Annotated in this window: 17 protein-coding genes; 11 read left to right on the forward strand and 6 right to left on the reverse strand. The window is 65.4% G+C overall.

The genetic code is table 11. The features are described from left to right. Positions 1-391: 391 nt before the first annotated feature. Positions 392-3,019, reverse strand: coding sequence for a sensor histidine kinase KdpD (locus V7E00_RS17805; RefSeq protein WP_333573993.1), 2,628 nt, complete (start codon positions 3,017-3,019; stop codon positions 392-394). 253 nt (positions 3,020-3,272) lie between these two features. On the opposite strand from V7E00_RS17805, the gene kdpF reads away from it, so the two are divergent. The 8 genes from kdpF to V7E00_RS17845 all read left to right on the forward strand — a co-directional run bounded on the left by kdpF (position 3,273) and on the right by V7E00_RS17845 (position 10,836). Next, positions 3,273-3,362, forward strand: a complete 90-nt coding sequence (gene kdpF / locus V7E00_RS17810) for a K(+)-transporting ATPase subunit F (RefSeq protein ID WP_333573994.1) — start codon at positions 3,273-3,275, stop codon at positions 3,360-3,362. Positions 3,363-3,372: 10 nt separating this feature from the next. Further along, complete coding sequence (gene kdpA, locus V7E00_RS17815; protein WP_333573995.1) at positions 3,373-5,076, forward strand: potassium-transporting ATPase subunit KdpA; 1,704 nt, start codon at positions 3,373-3,375, stop codon at positions 5,074-5,076. 12 nt (positions 5,077-5,088) lie between these two features. Continuing rightward, on the forward strand, positions 5,089-7,107 hold the full coding sequence (gene kdpB / locus V7E00_RS17820; RefSeq protein ID WP_333573996.1) for a potassium-transporting ATPase subunit KdpB: 2,019 nt from the start codon (positions 5,089-5,091) through the stop codon (positions 7,105-7,107). A gap of 13 nt (positions 7,108-7,120) precedes the next feature. Beyond that, a complete protein-coding gene (locus V7E00_RS17825) occupies positions 7,121-7,939 on the forward strand; it encodes a transporter (protein WP_333573997.1) in 819 nt (272 codons plus the stop codon). Positions 7,940-7,952: 13 nt separating this feature from the next. Beyond that, positions 7,953-8,525 (forward strand): potassium-transporting ATPase subunit KdpC, encoded by a 573-nt coding sequence (gene kdpC / locus V7E00_RS17830; RefSeq protein ID WP_333573998.1) that lies wholly within the window; start codon positions 7,953-7,955, stop codon positions 8,523-8,525. Positions 8,526-8,533: 8 nt separating this feature from the next. After that, positions 8,534-9,220, forward strand: coding sequence for a response regulator (locus V7E00_RS17835; protein WP_333573999.1), 687 nt, complete (start codon positions 8,534-8,536; stop codon positions 9,218-9,220). Beyond that, positions 9,217-9,690, forward strand: coding sequence for an IS5 family transposase (locus V7E00_RS17840; protein ID WP_443019222.1), 474 nt, complete (start codon positions 9,217-9,219; stop codon positions 9,688-9,690). The genes V7E00_RS17835 and V7E00_RS17840 overlap by 4 nt, the downstream gene beginning before the upstream one ends. Positions 9,691-10,044: 354 nt before the next feature. Further along, a complete protein-coding gene (locus V7E00_RS17845; RefSeq protein ID WP_333574000.1) occupies positions 10,045-10,836 on the forward strand; it encodes a PEPxxWA-CTERM sorting domain-containing protein in 792 nt (263 codons plus the stop codon). Between the two features lie 193 nt (positions 10,837-11,029). Here V7E00_RS17845 and V7E00_RS20115 read toward each other — a convergent pair whose 3' ends face one another. From V7E00_RS20115 to V7E00_RS17855, 4 genes are all read right to left on the reverse strand, one after another. Then, positions 11,030-11,140 carry a hypothetical protein gene (locus tag V7E00_RS20115; RefSeq protein ID WP_443019217.1) on the reverse strand — a complete coding sequence of 37 codons (111 nt, stop codon included), beginning with the start codon at positions 11,138-11,140 and terminating at the stop codon, positions 11,030-11,032. 24 nt (positions 11,141-11,164) lie between these two features. Then, the gene (locus tag V7E00_RS20120) at positions 11,165-11,539 is read right to left on the reverse strand and encodes a transposase (RefSeq protein ID WP_443019218.1); all 375 of its coding nucleotides are present in this window, start codon (positions 11,537-11,539) and stop codon (positions 11,165-11,167) included. Further along, positions 11,503-11,814, reverse strand: a complete 312-nt coding sequence (locus V7E00_RS20125; protein ID WP_443019219.1) for a transposase — start codon at positions 11,812-11,814, stop codon at positions 11,503-11,505. Before V7E00_RS20125 ends, V7E00_RS20120 begins: the two co-directional genes overlap by 37 nt. 201 nt (positions 11,815-12,015) lie before the next feature. Then, positions 12,016-13,053 (reverse strand): potassium channel family protein, encoded by a 1,038-nt coding sequence (locus tag V7E00_RS17855; protein ID WP_333574001.1) that lies wholly within the window; start codon positions 13,051-13,053, stop codon positions 12,016-12,018. A gap of 599 nt (positions 13,054-13,652) precedes the next feature. Here V7E00_RS17855 and V7E00_RS17860 point away from each other — a divergent pair. After that, positions 13,653-13,898 (forward strand): AbrB/MazE/SpoVT family DNA-binding domain-containing protein, encoded by a 246-nt coding sequence (locus tag V7E00_RS17860; RefSeq protein WP_333574002.1) that lies wholly within the window; start codon positions 13,653-13,655, stop codon positions 13,896-13,898. Further along, on the forward strand, positions 13,895-14,281 hold the full coding sequence (locus tag V7E00_RS17865) for a type II toxin-antitoxin system VapC family toxin (RefSeq protein ID WP_333574003.1): 387 nt from the start codon (positions 13,895-13,897) through the stop codon (positions 14,279-14,281). Before V7E00_RS17860 ends, V7E00_RS17865 begins: the two co-directional genes overlap by 4 nt. 369 nt (positions 14,282-14,650) lie before the next feature. Here V7E00_RS17865 and V7E00_RS17870 read toward each other — a convergent pair whose 3' ends face one another. After that, entirely contained in the window at positions 14,651-15,778 is a 1,128-nt protein-coding gene (locus tag V7E00_RS17870) for an acyltransferase family protein (protein WP_333574004.1), read from the reverse strand. A gap of 157 nt (positions 15,779-15,935) precedes the next feature. Between V7E00_RS17870 and V7E00_RS17875 the strand changes: the two genes are divergently transcribed. Further along, positions 15,936-16,772: a LytTR family DNA-binding domain-containing protein gene (locus tag V7E00_RS17875; protein ID WP_333574005.1), complete on the forward strand. Its 837-nt coding sequence runs from the start codon at positions 15,936-15,938 to the stop codon at positions 16,770-16,772. Positions 16,773-17,067: the final 295 nt, after the last annotated feature.

The raw sequence follows: 17,067 nt of genomic DNA on the forward strand, positions 1-17,067 counted from the left end.
AGCAACCGAAGCGAAACGAAATTTTCAGTCGAGTGTGGCCGATCCGACGCACCTTTGTATCTCCGGCTCCGGACCGTGCCGCGCCTTCGGGCTTGCCGAGAGTGGCACTTCAATGGCGCTGAACACTTTGTGCGGACGAGTGCGGCGCATCGGACCCGGTGCGCACGCCGCCTGTCGCGACGCTTCAACCATGCGGCTCGCGCTGTCAGGTATTGCGCCGTCGGCCGCTTCGGCGAAAGCGGACAAGCCGTTCCCGCATCAAGAGTAGCCACCCACGCCCCGCGACGCGGCTGTTAGGGGCTGAAGCAGCGGTTGCCGGCCTAGTCGCGCAGCGTCGCGCGTGCTCCTTCCCTAGAACACCGCCGGACTGGAGTATAAGTGCTTCGGTTGCTCATCCCGCGGCAAACGGCGCTAAATCGAGGGAAAAAATCGCGCCGCCGTCTTCCGCATTTGCAGCTTGAATCGGCACGTGCATCGCGCCCGCGAAACCTTTCGCGATCGCCAGCCCTAGGCCACTACCCACAGTGCGGTCGCTGCCGACCCCGCGCGCGAAGGTTTCAAACAAGATGGCTTCTTCGCCGGACGGAAGCCCAGGCCCATGATCACGCACGCTCAGCCGCACTGCTCCGGGTCGGCGCTGGCCGACGATCTCGATCGCCCCGTCGCCGCCATGCACCGCCGCGTTGGAAAGCAGGTTCAGTAGTATGTGGTGCAGCAATCGCGGGTCGGCATTGACCAACGACAAGTCCGGCGGCACGCGCAGCACCAATTCGCGCCCGGCCAGCACATGGCGAAGGTCATGGACTGCCGCGGCTGCGGCATCGGTGAGGTCGATTGGCTCGAGGGTGACCGCCACCGCGCCGGAATCGATCCGCACCATGTCGACTAGATTGTCCAGGAAGCGCCGCAGCCGGGCGACTTCGGCGCGGGCGATCGCGGTCGCCGGCTCGTCTGGATGGGCATGGGCAAGAGCGTCCACTGCCGCTGCGACTGAGGTTAGTGGGGTACGCAGGTCATGGCCGACCGAGGAGAGCAGGGCGACGCGCAGCCGGTCTCGCTCGCGCAACACCGATACTTCCCGCACGTCGTGTTCCAGCCGCAGCCGCTCATGGGCGAGCGCGGCCTGGCCGAGGAGGGTGGAAAGCAGCAGCGCGCGATCGGCGGTGATCGGCTCGCGGCCATCGGATGCGGCGAGGCCGATCACCGCCAGCACACCCAGGCTGGTGCGCAAAGGGTGGAACTGCCAGTCGGCGGCAATCAACGTGCCGGTGCCGACTCCACCGGCCTCGCCGCTGCTCCACGCCCATTCGGCTGCGGCATGATCGACCGCGCCCATTGGCGGCGCGTCTTCCGGGTAGGCTGCTACCCGTTCCAGCGTGCCGTCGCGGCGGACGAGCAGCAGCACCGACACGTCGAGCAGCTGCGCGATCTCCTCGCACACCACGCGGCTGGTCGTCTCCGGGTCGGACGCGCGCGCCAGCGCCTGGCCGAAGGCGGCCACGGCGGCATTCTCCTGCGCGCTGCGCGTGCCGAGCGTGGCGCGGGCGCGCAGCCGGCCTGTCAGGTTGGCGGTGAACAGCGCGATGCCGGTCAGCACGAAGAAGGTGAGCACGCTCTGGGGCTCGCCGATGGTGAAGGTGTAGAGCGGCGGCAGGAAGAAGAAGTTGTAGGCCAGGCCGCCGATCATCGCGGTCGACACGCCCGGGCCGAACCCGGAGCGGAAGGCGATCAGGATCACCGGCAGTAGGAACAGCAGGTCGGTGCCCCCCGCGCCGATCAGCGGCAACGTTACGCGGCCGAGGATCACCGTCAGCGCGACGGCGAGCATGCCCACCAGATGCTCCTGCCAGCGGCCGAGCGCGGGCAGGGCCGGGGTTCGGCGCTCGCCCACCCGCGCCTCGGCGGCGGGCAGAACATGCACCGCCACGCCCTGGCTTGCGCGCAGCATCGATTCGACCACCGAGCCGTGGCGCAGCTCGAACCACCAGCTGCGGCGCGAGCGGCCGATCACCAGTTGCGTTGCGCGCATACCGGCAAGATGGGTACGCAGCCCGTCGATCACGGTGGCGGCAGGCACGGTGGCGACGGTGGCGCCCAGGCTGCTCGCCAGTTGCAGCGTCTCGGCGATGCGGTGGCGCTGCTCGGGGCGGAAGCGTTCCGCGCGCGGTGTTTCTACGAACACCACCTGCCAGGGTGCGCGGAGCGCGTCGGCGAGGCGCTTGCCGGCCCGGACCAGCCCGTCGCCGCCGGGCAGTTCGCTCACTGCCACCAGCACGCGCTCGCCGGCCGCGAAGGTGCCGGGCACCGCCAGCGCGTCGAGATGGTCGAGCATCGCCCGGTCGACGCTGAGCGCCGCGCGGCGAAGCGCCATTTCGCGCAGCGCCGACAGATTCGCCTTGGAAAAGAAATGGGCGAGCGCGCGGCTCGCCTCGGCGGGCACATAGACCTTGCCCTCCTTCAGCCGGTCGATCAGCTCGTCGGGCGGCAGGTCGACCAGCTCGATCTCGGCATCGTCGAAGATCGCGTCGGGCACCGTCTCGCGCACCCGCACCCGGGTCACGCTCGCGACCACGTCGTTGAGGCTCTCGACATGCTGGACGTTGAGCGTGGTGTAGACGTGGATGCCCGCGTCGCGCAGCTCCTCCACGTCCTGCCAGCGCTTGGGGTGGCGGCTGCCGGGGGCGTTGGTGTGGGCGAGCTCGTCGACCAGCACCAGCGCCGGGCGGCGGGCGAGGATCGCGTCGAGGTCCATTTCCTCCAGCCGATGACCCTGATGCTCCACAGGCTTGCCTGGCAGGACCTCGAACGGGGTAACCAGCGCTTCAGTCTCGGCGCGGCCATGTGTCTCGACCACGCCGATGACGACGTCCCTGCCGCCGTGCAGCCTCTCGGCGCCTTCGTGGAGCATCTCGAACGTCTTGCCCACGCCAGGTGCCGCGCCGAGGAAGATCTTCAGCCGGCCACGCGCCTCGCGCCGGGCTTCGCGCAGCAATGCTTCGGGGGAGGGGCGGTCGTTCATCACTGCCTTTGGTAGTGCGGCGGGCCGGCCGGCGCCACGGCCGAGCGCCCGACTATATGGAATCTTAATGCCGGCGGCCCGCTTTCGCCGTCGAAGCTTAACGCCCTGCGGACCTAGATCGCACCCAAGCCGCCACCGGGCGGTGCCATGACAAGGGCCAACCTCATGTCCGACATTCTCTGGCTTGCCGCGCTCGGCGGGCTGTTCCTGCTGACGCTCGCCTTCATCCAGCTGTGTGTGAAGGCCTGAGCGCATGGGCCTGCACCTGATGCTCGCCGGCGTGACCGCGCTTGCCTTGCTCGTCTACCTCGTCGCCGTGCTGCTGCGGCCCGAGCGATTCTGAGGAGGCCCGCATGACACTTCAAGGCTGGGCGTTCATCGCCCTCTTCGTCGCCACCCTCGCGGCCGCCGCCAAGCCGATGGGCCTTTGGCTCTTCGCGCTGTACGAAGGCCGCAGCACCCCACTCCATCGCGTACTCGGCTCCGTGGAGCGTGGCATCTACCGCGCCGGCGGCATCGATCCGGAAGCCGAGCAGGGGTGGCGCACCTATGCGCTGCACCTGGTCCTGTTCAACCTCGCGCTGGCGTTGCTCACCTATGCGGTGCTGCGCCTGCAGCCGGTGCTGCCGTGGAACCCGCGCGGCCTTACCGGCATGGGAGCGGACGGAGCGTTCAACACCGCGATCAGCTTCGCCACCAACACCAATTGGCAGGGCTATGCGGGGGAATCGACGCTCTCCAACCTCTCGCAAGCGCTAGGGCTGGCGGTCCACAACTTCACCTCGGCGGCGACCGGTATCGCCATCGCCTTCGCACTGTTCCGGGGCTTCGCGCGGCGCGAGGCGCGCGGCATCGGCAATTTCTGGGCCGACTTCACCCGCGTGACGCTGTACCTGCTACTGCCGATCTGCATGGTTTACGCGCTGTTCCTGGTTGCGAGCGGCGTGCCGCAAACGCTGGCCAGCAGCGTGGACGCGACGACGCTGGAAGGCGCGCGCCAGACGATCGTGCTGGGACCGGTTGCCAGCCAGGAAGCGATCAAGATGCTCGGCACCAATGGTGGCGGCTTCTTCAACGCCAACTCGGCGCATCCGTTCGAGAACCCGACCGCGCTGACCAACCTGGTGCAGATGCTGTCGATTTTCCTCGTCGGCGTCGGCCTGACCTGGACCTTCGGCAGAGCGGTGGGAGACACGCGCCAGGGCTGGGCGATCCTCGCCGCGATGGCGGTGCTGTTCCTCGGCGGCGTCGCGGTGACCTATGCGGCGGAATCGGCCGGCAACCCGGCGCTGTACGCACTCGATGTCGCGGGCGGCAATCTGGAGGGGAAGGAGACCCGCTTCGGCGTGGTCGGCAGCGCGCTGTTCTCGGTGGTCACCACCGCAGCCTCGTGCGGCGCGGTCAACGCGATGCATGACAGCTTCACCGCGTTGGGTGGCCTGATCCCGCTGTTCAACATCCAGCTGGGCGAGATCGTCGTCGGCGGCGTCGGCGCCGGTATCTACGGCTTCCTGCTGTTCGCCATCTTGTCGGTGTTCGTCGCCGGGCTGATGGTGGGCCGCACCCCTGAATATGTCGGCAAGAAGATCGAGGCGCGCGAAGTGAAGCTGGCGGTGCTCGCCATCGCCGTGCTGCCGCTGTGCATCCTGGGCGGCGCTGCGCTCGCCTCGGTGCTGCCGGCCGGCCTCGCGGGGATCGCCAACAACGGCCCGCACGGCTTCTCGGAGATCCTCTACGCTTTCACGTCTGCGACCGGCAACAACGGCTCGGCCTTCGCCGGCCTGTCCGCCAACACGCCTTTCTACAACGCCATGCTGGGTATCGCGATGTGGCTCGGCCGCTTCTTCGTGATCGTGCCGGTGCTGGCGATCGCCGGCAGCCTCGCCGCCAAGAAGCACGTCGCGGGCGGGGTCGGCGCTTTCCCGACTACCGGCGTGCTGTGGGTGGGGCTGCTCGTCGGCATCATCCTGATCCTGGGCGGGCTCACCTTCCTGCCGAGCCTGGCACTGGGCCCAATTGCCGATCACGTCACGCTGCTCCGCGGCCAGCTGTTCTGAGGACGACAAGCAATGTCTGCACCCAAGTCCATCTTCGCGGCCGAGCTGATCGGCCCGGCCATCGAAGATGCCTTCCGCAAGCTTTCCCCGCGCCAATTGATCCGAAACCCGATACTGTTCACCACCGCGGTGGCGGCGCTGCTGCTAACCCTGCTGCTGGTGCTCGGCGGCGAGCCGCTGCCGCTGGGCTTCCAGGTCCAGCTGATCGTCTGGCTATGGCTCACGGTATTGTTCGGCACCTTTGCCGAAGCACTGGCTGAGGGCAGGGGCCGTGCCCAGGCGGCTTCCCTGCGCGCCACCAAGTCCGGGCTTGAGGCCAAGAAGCTCACCGACGTCGGTGAGACCTGGCACAAGGTCGACGCGCATCTGCTCGAGCGCGGCGACCTGGTGCTGGTCGAAACCGGCGACCTGATCCCGGCCGATGGCGAAGTCGTCGAGGGCGTCGCCTCGGTCAACGAGGCGGCGATCACCGGCGAAAGCGCGCCGGTGATCCGCGAGGCGGGCGGCGACCGCTCGGCCGTCACGGCGGGCACGCGGGTCATTTCCGACCGGATCATCCTCCGCGTGACGCAGGATCCCGGCAAGGGCTTCCTGGACCGGATGATCGCGCTGGTCGAGGGGGCCGAGCGGCAGAAGACACCCAACGAGATCGCGCTGACCATCCTGCTCGTTGGACTGACGATCATCTTCCTGATCGCGGTTGGCACGGTCCCCGCCTTCGCCACCTATGCCGGCGGGGCGATCCCGGTGGCGGTGCTGGCGGCGCTGCTGATTACGCTGATCCCGACCACCATCGCCGCATTGCTCTCCGCTATCGGCATTGCGGGCATGGACCGGCTGGTGCGTTTCAGCGTGCTCGCCAAGTCCGGTCGCGCGGTGGAGGCCGCGGGCGACGTCGATGTGCTGCTGCTCGACAAGACCGGCACCATCACCATAGGCGATCGGCAGGCGAGTGCCTTCCACCCGCTGGCCGGCGTGGAGGAGCGCATGCTGGCCGAGGCTGCGCTGACCGCCAGCCTCGCCGACGAGACGCCCGAGGGGCGCTCGATCGTGACGCTGGGCCGCGAGAAATTTGCCTTCGATGCGGTGCTCGATTGCCCGGCCGAGGTGATCCCGTTCACTGCGCAGACCCGCAGCTCGGGCGTGCGCCAGGGCGACACGGTGATCCTGAAGGGCGCGGTGGATTCGATCCTCAAGATGGATCCGGACGCTGCCGGTGCTGCCGAGCTCAAGCGCATCACCGACGGCATCGCCCGCGGCGGCATGACCCCGCTGGCAGTGACCCGCAACGGACGCCTGCTCGGCGCGGTCGCGCTGAAGGACGTGGTGAAGGCCGGCGTCCGCGAGCGCTTCGCCGAGCTGCGCCGGATGGGCATTCGCACGGTGATGATCACTGGCGACAACCCGCTCACCGCCGCCGCCATCGCCGCCGAGGCGGGCGTGGACGACTTCCTCGCGGAGGCCACGCCCGAGGACAAGCTGGCGCTGATCCGCCAGGAACAGCAGGGCGGCAAGCTGGTCGCGATGTGCGGGGACGGCACCAACGACGCGCCCGCGCTGGCGCAGGCCGATGTCGGCGTGGCGATGAACACCGGCACCCAGGCGGCGCGCGAGGCCGGCAACATGGTCGATCTCGACAGCGATCCGACCAAGCTGATTGAGGTGGTGGGGCTCGGCAAGCAGCTGCTGATGACGCGTGGCGCGCTGACCACCTTCTCGATCGCCAACGATGTCGCGAAATACTTCGCCATCATCCCGGCGATGTTCGTCGCGCTCTATCCCGGTCTCGGCATTCTCAATGTGATGGGCCTGTCCAGTCCGAACAGCGCGATCCTGTCGGCCGTGATCTTCAACGCGATCATCATCCCGTTCCTGGTGCCGCTCGCGCTGAAGGGCGTGACCTACAAACCGATGGGTGCGGGGCAGTTGCTCGCCCGCAATCTCGCCATCTACGGCCTGGGCGGCCTGATCGCTCCGTTCATCGGCATCAAGCTCATCGATCTGGCCGTCGCCGGCCTTCACCTCGCCTGAGGATCTGGACCCAATGTTCCGTAGTTTTCTCTTGCTGGCGGTGCTGAGCGTCCTGGCCGCTCCCGTCTTTGCGCAGGACAGCGTGCCTGCCGCCGCGGCACCGGCCGCACAGCCGCTGTGCACCGATCGCCCGACCAAGTCGAACTTCGCCTGCACTGTGCCGGAAGGCACGGTGCAGCTGGAGACCGATGTCGGCAACTGGACCCGCGCCGACAGCGGCGGCACTCGCGTCGACACGATCCTCTACACCAGCCCGACGCTGAAAGCTGGTCTCACCGGATCAACCGATATCGAGCTGAGCATCGCGCCCCATGAGACCGTGCGCACCCGCACGGCAGAGGGCATCCAGACGCTGCACGGCGTCGGTGACCTGACGATACGGCTGAAGCAGCGGCTTACCGATCCCGCGGGGCAGGTGCAGATCGCGGTGCTGCCCTTCGTAAAGATCCCCACGGCGAAGATGGGCATCGGCGATGGCCGGACCGAGGGCGGGGTGATCGTGCCGGTCAACATCTCGCTCCCCAAAGGCTTCATGCTCACCTTCGGCCCCGAGGCCGACGTGCTCGCCGACGGCGACGGGCATGGCCATCATGCGCAGCTGGTCGGCACTGCCAATCTCGGGAAGGCGGTCACCTCCAGGTTCACGCTGATCGGCGAGTTCTGGGTCGCGCGGAACTTCGATCCGGCGGCCACGATGACGCAAACCTCGGCCGACATCGCCGCGACCTATCTGCTCCGCCCGACGCTGCAGGTCGATCTCGGCGCCAATCTCGGCCTGAACCAGGCCACTCCAGCTGCCCAGGTCTATCTGGGCGTCTCCACCCGCTTTTGAAGAGGGATACGCCATGCATTCCGATCTCGTTTCCGGCCTCCGTCCGGCCTTCCTGTTCACCCTGATCTTCGCGGCGTTGCTCGGGATCGCCTATCCGCTGGTGATCACCGGGGCCGGCCAGCTGCTCTTCCCGGCACAGGCCAATGGCTCGCTGGTTCGCGACGGCGCCGGCCAGCTGCGCGGATCGGCGCTGCTCGGCCAGAACTTCGCCGCTGCCCGCTATTTCCAGGGCCGTCCTTCGGCTGCCGGCAACGGTTATGACCCGCTCGCCTCCGGCGGGTCGAACATGGGCCCCGCGAGCAAGAAGCTGATCGACCGCGTGCGTGCCGACCAGACGCGGCTGGGTGCGAATGCCCCGGCGGACCTGCTGCTCGCTTCGGGCTCCGGGCTCGATCCCGACATCAGCCCGGCGGCCGCTCGCTTCCAGGTGGCGCGTGTAGCCAAAGTGCGCGGGATTGCGGCCGAGCGCATCCGCCAGCTGGTTGAGGCGAACGTACGGCCCCCCCTGCTTGGCATCATCGGTGCGCCGCGGGTCAACGTACTCGCGCTCAATCTTGCGCTCGACCGCCAGGGCGGCGCCCGCTAAGCGGATATATGGCGAGCGCAACCAAGGTCCTGATCGTCGAGGACGACACCCATATCCGGCGGCTGCTGCGCGGTGCACTTGCCCGGGCAGAGCATCAGGTGATCGAGGCGGCCACGGCTCGCGAAGCCATTACCGCTCTTGGAATTGACAAACCCGATGCGGTGTTGCTCGATCTCGGCCTGCCCGACCGTGACGGGATCGAGCTGATCCAGCTGGCCAAGGCCGGCGGGGCCGCGGTGATCGTCGTCTCCGCGCGTACTGACACGAGCGAGAAGGTCGCCGCGCTGGACCTTGGCGCCGACGACTATTGCAACAAGCCTTTCGATACCGAGGAACTGCTTGCCCGGCTGCGCACCGCGCTGCGCCACCGCCTTGCGGGTAACGTCGAGCGCGAGCAGGTGATCGCCGGGACGGTGCAGATCGATCTCCTTCACCGCCGGGTTCGTCGCGCTGGCGAGCCGGTGCATCTCACGCCGAAAGAGTATGGCGTGCTTGCGCTGCTCGCCGGTCATCCGGACCGGGTCATCGCCCATGGCCAGCTGCTTCGCGAAGTCTGGGGGCCGGCGCATGTCCAACAACTCGATTATCTGCGCATCGCTGTGCGCAGCCTTCGGCAGAAGCTGGAGGACGATCCGAGCCGGCCCCGAAAGATCGTCAATGAGCCTGGGGTGGGGTACCGGCTTGTGATATCATAGCACTCGGCTTCGCGAATGCCGCGCTCAGAAAATCGGGTGTCTCTCAAGGGGGCGCGGGCGGCATCAGCCGCGGCGGGCGCAACACCAAGATCCACGCCATCGCCGACGCCGAAGGCAAGCCGCTTGCCTTCCACCTGACGCCGGGTCAGGCCGCCGATTGCCGGGCAGCCGAGGCGTTGCTGTATGGCCTGCCGGCCCGCTGCATCGTCCATGCCGACCGCGCCTATGACACCAACCGCATTCGCAACTTGATCGAGCAACAGGGGGGGGCTGTCCCCAACATCCCGCCCAAGGCCAACCGGCGCTGGAAAAGCTGCTTCAGCCGCAGCCTCTACAAGGAGCGCAACGCCATCGAGCGCATGTTCTGCCGCCTCAAGGACTGCCGGCGTCTCGCTACGCGCTATGACCGCACCGCTGCCGTCTTCCTCGGCAGCATCCATCTCGCCGCCACCGTCATGTGGCTTTTGTGAGTCCCAGCCCTAAGTCGCCAAAACGAATTTATCCCGCGCCGCCTGGGTAGTTCTTGAGGAGGGGTCTCGTGCGATATGATGAGATTAATTCGCCGTTGTAGCCGGGCGCGTCCCCAAATGAGACGATTCCCCCTCATTGATTTGCTAAGTTGTAGCAGACTCTACATTAGTTTGCAAAATTCGGTGGGGAAAAGCTTACAATTCGTGACGTTACTTCTAACGTTTGTGTTGACGGTTTTCCGATCGGGTGGGAAAGTATCTGTCCAGCCCCCCCAGCAGTCGAGAGGGGCGAAAATCGCGGTCGCGACTCGCTCTCAAGATAACCAGGGGATTATCTATATGCTTAAATGGAAAATGGCATCGCTTGCGATCGCCTTGGCGACTCCGGCGATACCGGGCGTTGCGCACGCCGGAACCGTCGCCGTTTTTGGCGACGAGCTAGCCGGCTTCAGCAAAACCACGATCAACAATTTCTACAACAGCTATGGCGGCCACACCTCGACGATCCTGACGGGCCAGCTAGACGCGAACAACCTGAACGGGATCAACCTGTTGTGGGTGACCCAGCCTGCAGATAGCTACACGTCGGCGGAACTTGCCGCGATGGCAGGGTTTCTTACCGACGGCGGGCGGATTGCGTTCATGGGGGAACACGGAACTTTCGCCCCTGCGCAGAACAACCGTATCAATGCGGCACTGAGCTATCTCGGCGTGTCGATGACGATCAACAACCAGTTGGTCGATCCCGGCTTTCGCTCCGCCAGCGTCGCTGATTTCCAGATCAAGAGCCACCCACTCACCGCAGGTGTGTCCACCTACCAATATGCCGCGTTCGCGCCGATCGTAGTTTCGGGCAGCGCCCAGGTCCTGATGACGGGGGAAGTTAACCCGAGCAACGTGATGATGGCCTATCAGAATGTCGGTGCTGGCAGCGTATTCCTAATTACCGACCAGAATGTTTGGGATAACGCACCCAATTTGTGGAACGATTTTGATAACGAAGTGATGTTCGACAATCTGGTGTCGGCTTCCACTGTGCCGACCGGCGTTCCCGAACCTGCATCCTGGGCGTTGCTGATCGGCGGCTTCGGCCTTGCCGGCAGCGCGCTGCGCCGTCGTCGCAGCACGACCGTCCGCTTCGCCTGATCAATCCAGACACGAAGCCGCCGCTCGAAAGACTGGCGGCTTCGTTCCTGCGGCCTTGAATCCGCCCACCAGCAGACGCACCAGTCACCAAACGAAGCGGCGTCCCGCACCAGCGGGTGAAGTAAGCCCCCGGCTCGTTACCACGAATTGCCGCTTCAGTGCGGCGCTCATCAAAGAGGCCTAGGGCTGGGACTCACAAAAACCACATGACGCTGGCGGCGAGGTGGAAGCTGCCGAGGAAGATGGCGGCGGTGCGGTCATAGCGCGTGGCGAGGCGTCGGCAGTCCTTGGGGCAGCAGAACATGCGTTCGATGGCGTTGCGTCCCTTTTAGAGGCTGCGGCTGAAGCAGTTTTTGCAGCGTCGGTTAGCCTTGGGCGGGATGCTGGGAACAGCACCCTGCCGCTCGATGAGGTCGCGGATGCGGTTGGTGTCATAGGCGCGGTCGGCATGGACGATACAGCGGGCCGGCGGGCCGTCGAGCAACGTCTCCGCTGCCCGACAGTCCGCCGCCTGGCCAGGCGTCAGGAAGAAGGCGAGCTGCCTTGGGCGTCGGCGATGCATAGATCTTCGTGTTGCGCCCGCGTCGACTGATGCCGATTGCCTGGGCGTACGCCCCCCTTTCCAGCCAGCTGCCGACCGATGGGCCTTCACATGCGTGCTGTCGATCAGAACCTCAGCCGGTGGCCCACCTGCGGCGGCCATTGCTTCGAATACCGCCTGCCAGACACCCTTTTCCGACCAACGCTTATCCCGATTATACAGCGTCTTGTACGACCATAGGCGCTCGACGCATCCTTCCAACGGCAGCCTGCCTGCAGCACATGGACGATGCCACTGATCACCCCACGGTCGTCCGACCGCGGCACACCTCGCGGCTTGTTTGGCAGCAGCGGTCGCAGCCGATCCCACTGCTCGTCGTTCAGCCAGAACTCTCCCGGCAACTCACCCTCCACACCAATGTGTAGGGTGAAACACATCTCTCCCGCCGAGGGAATCCCATTTATGGGTCCAACCCTAGAGTACCGATGCGGCACCGATCAGCATACCGGCTACGACCGTTATACAGAAATAGCCGCGCACCTGTTCGGGGGTCGCAACCGCAGTAATGCGCAAATCCAGGCAGAAGTCCCGGTTTAGCGCATGCCAGTGAAGTGGGCGAAGATGGAAGGCCACTCAGCTTAAGCTCCGTCTGAAGGGACGACCTCGATGATCGTGTCACCGGACTGGAGCGACCGTGCCTCGGGTTCCCAAAATCCGTAGCGCTGGCCGCCGCGATAAAGGCGCAGACCTGCGCCGGTGGTGATGGCGGACAGCGGCGACCCGAGCTCGCCCGCGGCCACCGCACGTTCGCGGAGCGAAACGGCGCCGTGGAGCCCGGCCAGGTCCATCATATACTCGGCCAAGTGCGGACCGGTCGTCGATCCCGCCAGCAGCAATCCGGCGAAGCTCGCCGGATTGATGACCGTAGTGGCGCCGGCTTGCGCGGCCAGCGCTTCATTGTCCTCTGATCGGATGACGACGCTGATCGGAAGCGTGGGGGCCAGACGACGGGCGGTCAGCACGATCAGGATGGACGTGTCGTCGCGGCCCGCCGCGACGATCATGGCGCTTGCCTTTGCCACCTTCACGGCATCGAGCGTGGCGTTGCGGCTGGCATCGCCTTCGAAGACCATCACGCCTTCGACTTCGGCGCGCGCCACCGCATCGGCGTGCGGATCGATTACCACGATGGCATCGTGCGGCTTTCCCCGCCGGAGCAGCTCCACCACCGCTTCCGTGCCGCTCGTCCCATGGCCGGCGACGATGACATGGCCGTTCAGATCCCGCTGCAGGCTTCGCATTCGCCACTTCTCCCACACGCGCCGCAGCACGAAATCATAAGCCGTGCCGAGAAAAATTAGCCAGACGAACAGCCGCACCGGGGTGACGACGAACGTGTCGAACATGCGCGCTCGGTCCGTCACCGGCACAATGTCGCCATAGCCCACGGTCGTCACCGTGATCATGGTGAAGTACACCACATCGACGAAGCTGACCTTGCCGTCGGTAATGTCGCGCAACCCGTTGCGATCCATCCAGTGGCCGGCAAGCGCGATCCCGATCAGCGCGAGCGCCAGCGCCATGCGCCAGCCGAGCGACACCCAGGCAGGCGTGCGCCCTCGGCGGCGCAGGACGGGCGCTTCTCCGATCCATCGACGAGGATTGCGCCGGGCCATCGGCCGGGGTGTAGCGTGGTCGCGCATCGGGTGGCAACCGCAGCGATGCTGGGCATTTTCGACTGTTACAGAACATTGCTGCAGAGAATTCGCCTGGGGTCTGAACCTGATGCCTTTGCAGGCCAAACGGTTGCGCCGCGGTCGTCCTGCGCTCTCGGGAGAGCTCTTGATACCCGACGTCCCTTCAAGCAGCCGCGCTCTCTTTGGCGGACCGCCCCATCCGACTTGGACCGGGCGGGTGGTCGGTGCGGTGCTGGCGTTGATCGGGCGACTACGATGTTTTTCCCGACACCTCTCGCCATCCGGATCTAAGTGGTCTGCTATACCTGGTCCTCGAAGGCTTAGTCTGTTTTGAGTGGTTTCGAAACGCTTGAAGCACCGGCTCCAGCCCAGTGCTCGAAAGGCATACCCAAACGGCACCAGCCGACGACGGCGAGCTTGATGAGCCAACCCGCCAAGCAGGGCAGCGGAGGGCATCCCGGCAAAGTCAGCAGATTGTGCCACAGGAAAGATTTTGTGTACCGAGCAACGTTCCTTGCCGCTTTAGCCGCAATTCCCTATGTGAGGTTGATCGTGGCAATCTTCCTCCGAGGCGCCCTATGACACTGCAGATCAACATAACTGCTAACGGGCGCATGAGCCTGCCAGCTGACGTTCGCAAGCGCTTGGGACTTACAGGCGGCGGAGCGGTGTATCTGGACGAAACCGAAGATGGCGTCGTGTTGCGGACCGCCAGCCAGGCTGTGGCTCGAGCCCAAGCCTTGGCCAAGCGGTACACCGGCGACAATCCCGATGCGTCAGTGGAAGCTTTCCTAGCGCGGCGCCGGGAGGAGAGCGGGGAGTGAGCATCGTACTCGACGCAAGTGCCATCATCGCCATGCTTCGAGGCGAGCGTGGCGCTGCCAAGGTTGCAGCCGCCATTGCCGAGGCCCGGGTTAGCAGCGTGAACTACGCTGAAGTCGTCACTCACTTCATCCATGCGGGCATGCCAGAGCGAGAGGTTGACGCCATGCTCGACCCGCTCCCAATGACCATCGTTCCCGCCGACAAGGCGCTCGCGCAAATAGCTGGCAGGCTTCGTGGGCTCACAGCGGAAGCGGGCTTGAGCTTGGGTGATCGGTTCTGTCTCGCACTGGCGAGGCGGGATGGCCTACCAGCTTGGACAAGTGACCAGAACTGGAAGAGGGTCGCGGACGCTGTCGACGTCAAGGTTGTAGCTATCCGCTGAGGCACGGAACGGTAGGGCAGGGGAGGGGCCTCTTGCCTGGCGTGAGCGGGCGGAACGCGGGAGGGCAGGGGGAATCTGGGCAGATGCAATCCCCTTCAGCCATTCAGCAGGCAGATGGTTCGCGATCGCTCCCGCGGGGGACCGGAAATGGGACAAACCCGCCGTTCCCCATTCGCTCTTCCAAGGACGGCTTTTGCCAAGAGCGGACGGCCAAGGTCAGGTCGATCTCATTGTCCCATCGAGCCAAGCATGAGCCGCCAGAGCACTTCCGGACGCGAACAGGCGCTCTGTGACCTTGCGCATTCGGAGCTTCCTTTCACGCGCACCTGCTTCATGAGGCTTCGGCGTTGGTCGGAGGTGCGGATACTCTCACCCGCGTCGGCCTAACAGCGTTAAGCCGATCAAGGGCCGTAGCCATCGCACCTTCCTGCCGACGAGGTAGAATATCCAGCAGCCGCCCGCGGTGGCGGCGATCAAGATAGCAAAGCGGCTGAGCGCTCCCGTGGTTGTGCCCAGCAGGCAATATCCGACGACGATGATGATCGTCTGGTGGATGATGTAGAAGGGAAACACCGCCTCCGCCAACAGGGGCCGCCAACGGTGATCGGCATTCCAATACCGGTCGGCGATGCCGATCAGTGCCACGATCGCGCACCAGCACTCTACCGCTCGCGCCGCGTCATAGGGCAGCCACACCCAGTGCGGGGCGACCGTATCACCAGGCCAGGTGAGTTCGACACCCGCCAGGATGAGCCATCCCCCGACAGCTGCGCCGGCAGCCACCGGCCACCAGTGGCTGATGGCACTCCGGAGCGGCTCCGAGGATCGTAGCGCGAGGCCGAACAGGAAGGCGGGCACGTAATTGGCGTGCGCGGTCCAATCTCCGACCAACGCATGGCTCTCCTCCCAGCCACCGCCGAGTAAGTTGCGCGTTCCGTACACCCAAAGGATCCCGATCGGGAGAAGCATCGGGCCGGCTAGGATCCGCTCTGCCGCGGCGAGGCTCGCCTGGCGCCAGCGTATCGGTATCACCAGCAGCAAACCGCAAAGAAGCAAGGTGTAGACCAACAGGTAGGCAACGAACCACAGGTGCATCCAGGTCGGCATCACGACGCCGTCGATCGAATGAAAGCGATAATAGTCGTGGACGAGGAAATAGCCGAAGCTGTGCGGGTAGTCGAAATGCGTCACCAGCCACACCCAGGGCTGCGGCACCACCACCACGGCCATGCCGAACAGCAGGGGGACGGCGAGACGGAGCAGGCGCGATCGCAAGAACGTCGATACCTTAGCCTGCCTCACCAGGAGCGCGGCACTGGCGTATCCCGAAACCACGAACAGCAGTGAAAGCCGCCAAGGGTTGGTCAGGAACATTGGAATGGTCGCCCAGGAGAGACCCGGCGTGACCATCTTCACCTGATAGTCCCATGGCACGAACGCCATGCCGACATGATAGAGAATGAGCAGCTGGAACGCGCCGATGCGCAGCCAGTCCATCCCAAAATGCCGTTGCGGCATAAGCGTACTATCCTTTGTGCTTGTGATCCACCGCTGGCTAGCGACGCCGGAGCCCCTCTGATAAGCGCCGAGGGGTAGAGCGCGGGGCAGCGGGGACATCGTGACGGGCGTGAGGACGAGCGGCGGCGTATGCGGGATGAACGGCGGCCAGCGCAGACTGGCCGCGATCTTGGCTGCCGGCTTTTTGCTGATCCTGGCGACGGTGACGATCGGCAATGCAGAGTCGATGATCAGCGATTTCGCTGCTGCAGGCCTCCACGAGACTCGCGTGCACATCTGGACCTGGGAGCTTACCAGCGTGACCGGATGGCTCGCGGTGGCGCCGCTTCTCTGGTGGAGTGCTGCACGGTTTCGACCGCCTCGGACCGATTGGCGGATAGCCCTGGCGATTGCCCTCGCAGGCCTGCCGCTGGCGTCCGTGTTGCATGTCGCGGCGATGATCGGGCTCCGCCATGTCGCCTACGCTGCCATGGGCGAACATTACACGTTCGCGGGCAGCCTCGCCGATCCGTACCTCTATGAGTTTCGGAAGGACGCCGCGACCTATCTCCAGTTCCTGGGGACGGCCGCGGTGGCGCAATGGCTGCTCGAGCGTGTCCGTAATCCTGGCGGGCAGGATATCGCGCCATCGCCGCCGCACGCACCGGCCATGTTCACCGTGAACGATGGGTCGAAGCGCTTCCTCGTGCCGGTGAGCACGATCGAGCACGTTTCGGCCGCAGGCAACTATGTCGAACTGCACGCGGATGGCAGAACGCTGACGCACCGGGCAACCTTGAGTGGGGTCGAGAAGGAACTCGGTGAAACCTTCGTCCGCATTCACCGCAGTCGCCTCGTGCAACGTGCGGCAATCCGTAGCATCGAGACGGACCGCAGCGGCGATTTCCTCGTCGAATTAGATAGCGGGCTCTCGCTGAGCGGCAGCAGACGGTATCGAGATCTCGTCGTCGGGCAGCCCGTGCCGAGCCAGTAAACGGGTCCGACAGCGCGATCCGTGCGCCTTTCACATCAGACGGCCCCGCCCCGGCTTGGCAGTTTCGAATAACTTGATCGGCAGCTCCCGCCGCGAGCAGACGTTCATTTTAGAAAATCTGAACGGCGCATTCTGGTCGGCAACTGCCTCACTGGTGCCGTCTATGAACGACACCGAGGCGTGAGGCCTTTCTGCCATCTGGGCTGTAAATTCGCCTACGCCCAGATGTCTGCAGCGCCCACCATGCTAAGCCCCGCTCGCGTCCGCTTTCGGGTAGGCCGAGGAACCTGTTGAA

Origin of the sequence: Sphingomonas sp. (assembly GCF_036731925.1) — a bacterium.
In the GTDB taxonomy this organism is placed as follows: Bacteria; Pseudomonadota; Alphaproteobacteria; order Sphingomonadales; family Sphingomonadaceae; genus Sphingomonas.

Coding starts and splice junctions, on each gene's coding strand:
- kdpF (WP_333573994.1), top strand. CDS start 3,273: ATGGGCCTGCACCTGATGCTCGCCGGCGTGACCGCGCTTGCCTTGCTC.
- kdpC (WP_333573998.1), top strand. CDS start 7,953: ATGCATTCCGATCTCGTTTCCGGCCTCCGTCCGGCCTTCCTGTTCACC.
- V7E00_RS17860 (WP_333574002.1), top strand. CDS start 13,653: ATGACACTGCAGATCAACATAACTGCTAACGGGCGCATGAGCCTGCCA.
- V7E00_RS17870 (WP_333574004.1), bottom strand. CDS start 15,778: ATGGACTGGCTGCGCATCGGCGCGTTCCAGCTGCTCATTCTCTATCAT.
- kdpA (WP_333573995.1), top strand. CDS start 3,373: ATGACACTTCAAGGCTGGGCGTTCATCGCCCTCTTCGTCGCCACCCTC.
- V7E00_RS17835 (WP_333573999.1), top strand. CDS start 8,534: ATGGCGAGCGCAACCAAGGTCCTGATCGTCGAGGACGACACCCATATC.
- V7E00_RS17825 (WP_333573997.1), top strand. CDS start 7,121: ATGTTCCGTAGTTTTCTCTTGCTGGCGGTGCTGAGCGTCCTGGCCGCT.
- V7E00_RS20115 (WP_443019217.1), bottom strand. CDS start 11,140: ATGTTCTGCTGCCCCAAGGACTGCCGACGCCTCGCCACGCGCTATGAC.
- V7E00_RS20120 (WP_443019218.1), bottom strand. CDS start 11,539: ATGGCCGCCGCAGGTGGGCCACCGGCTGAGGTTCTGATCGACAGCACG.
- V7E00_RS17845 (WP_333574000.1), top strand. CDS start 10,045: ATGGCATCGCTTGCGATCGCCTTGGCGACTCCGGCGATACCGGGCGTT.
- V7E00_RS17855 (WP_333574001.1), bottom strand. CDS start 13,053: ATGGCCCGGCGCAATCCTCGTCGATGGATCGGAGAAGCGCCCGTCCTG.
- V7E00_RS17875 (WP_333574005.1), top strand. CDS start 15,936: ATGAACGGCGGCCAGCGCAGACTGGCCGCGATCTTGGCTGCCGGCTTT.
- kdpB (WP_333573996.1), top strand. CDS start 5,089: ATGTCTGCACCCAAGTCCATCTTCGCGGCCGAGCTGATCGGCCCGGCC.
- V7E00_RS17805 (WP_333573993.1), bottom strand. CDS start 3,019: ATGAACGACCGCCCCTCCCCCGAAGCATTGCTGCGCGAAGCCCGGCGC.
- V7E00_RS20125 (WP_443019219.1), bottom strand. CDS start 11,814: ATGTGTTTCACCCTACACATTGGTGTGGAGGGTGAGTTGCCGGGAGAG.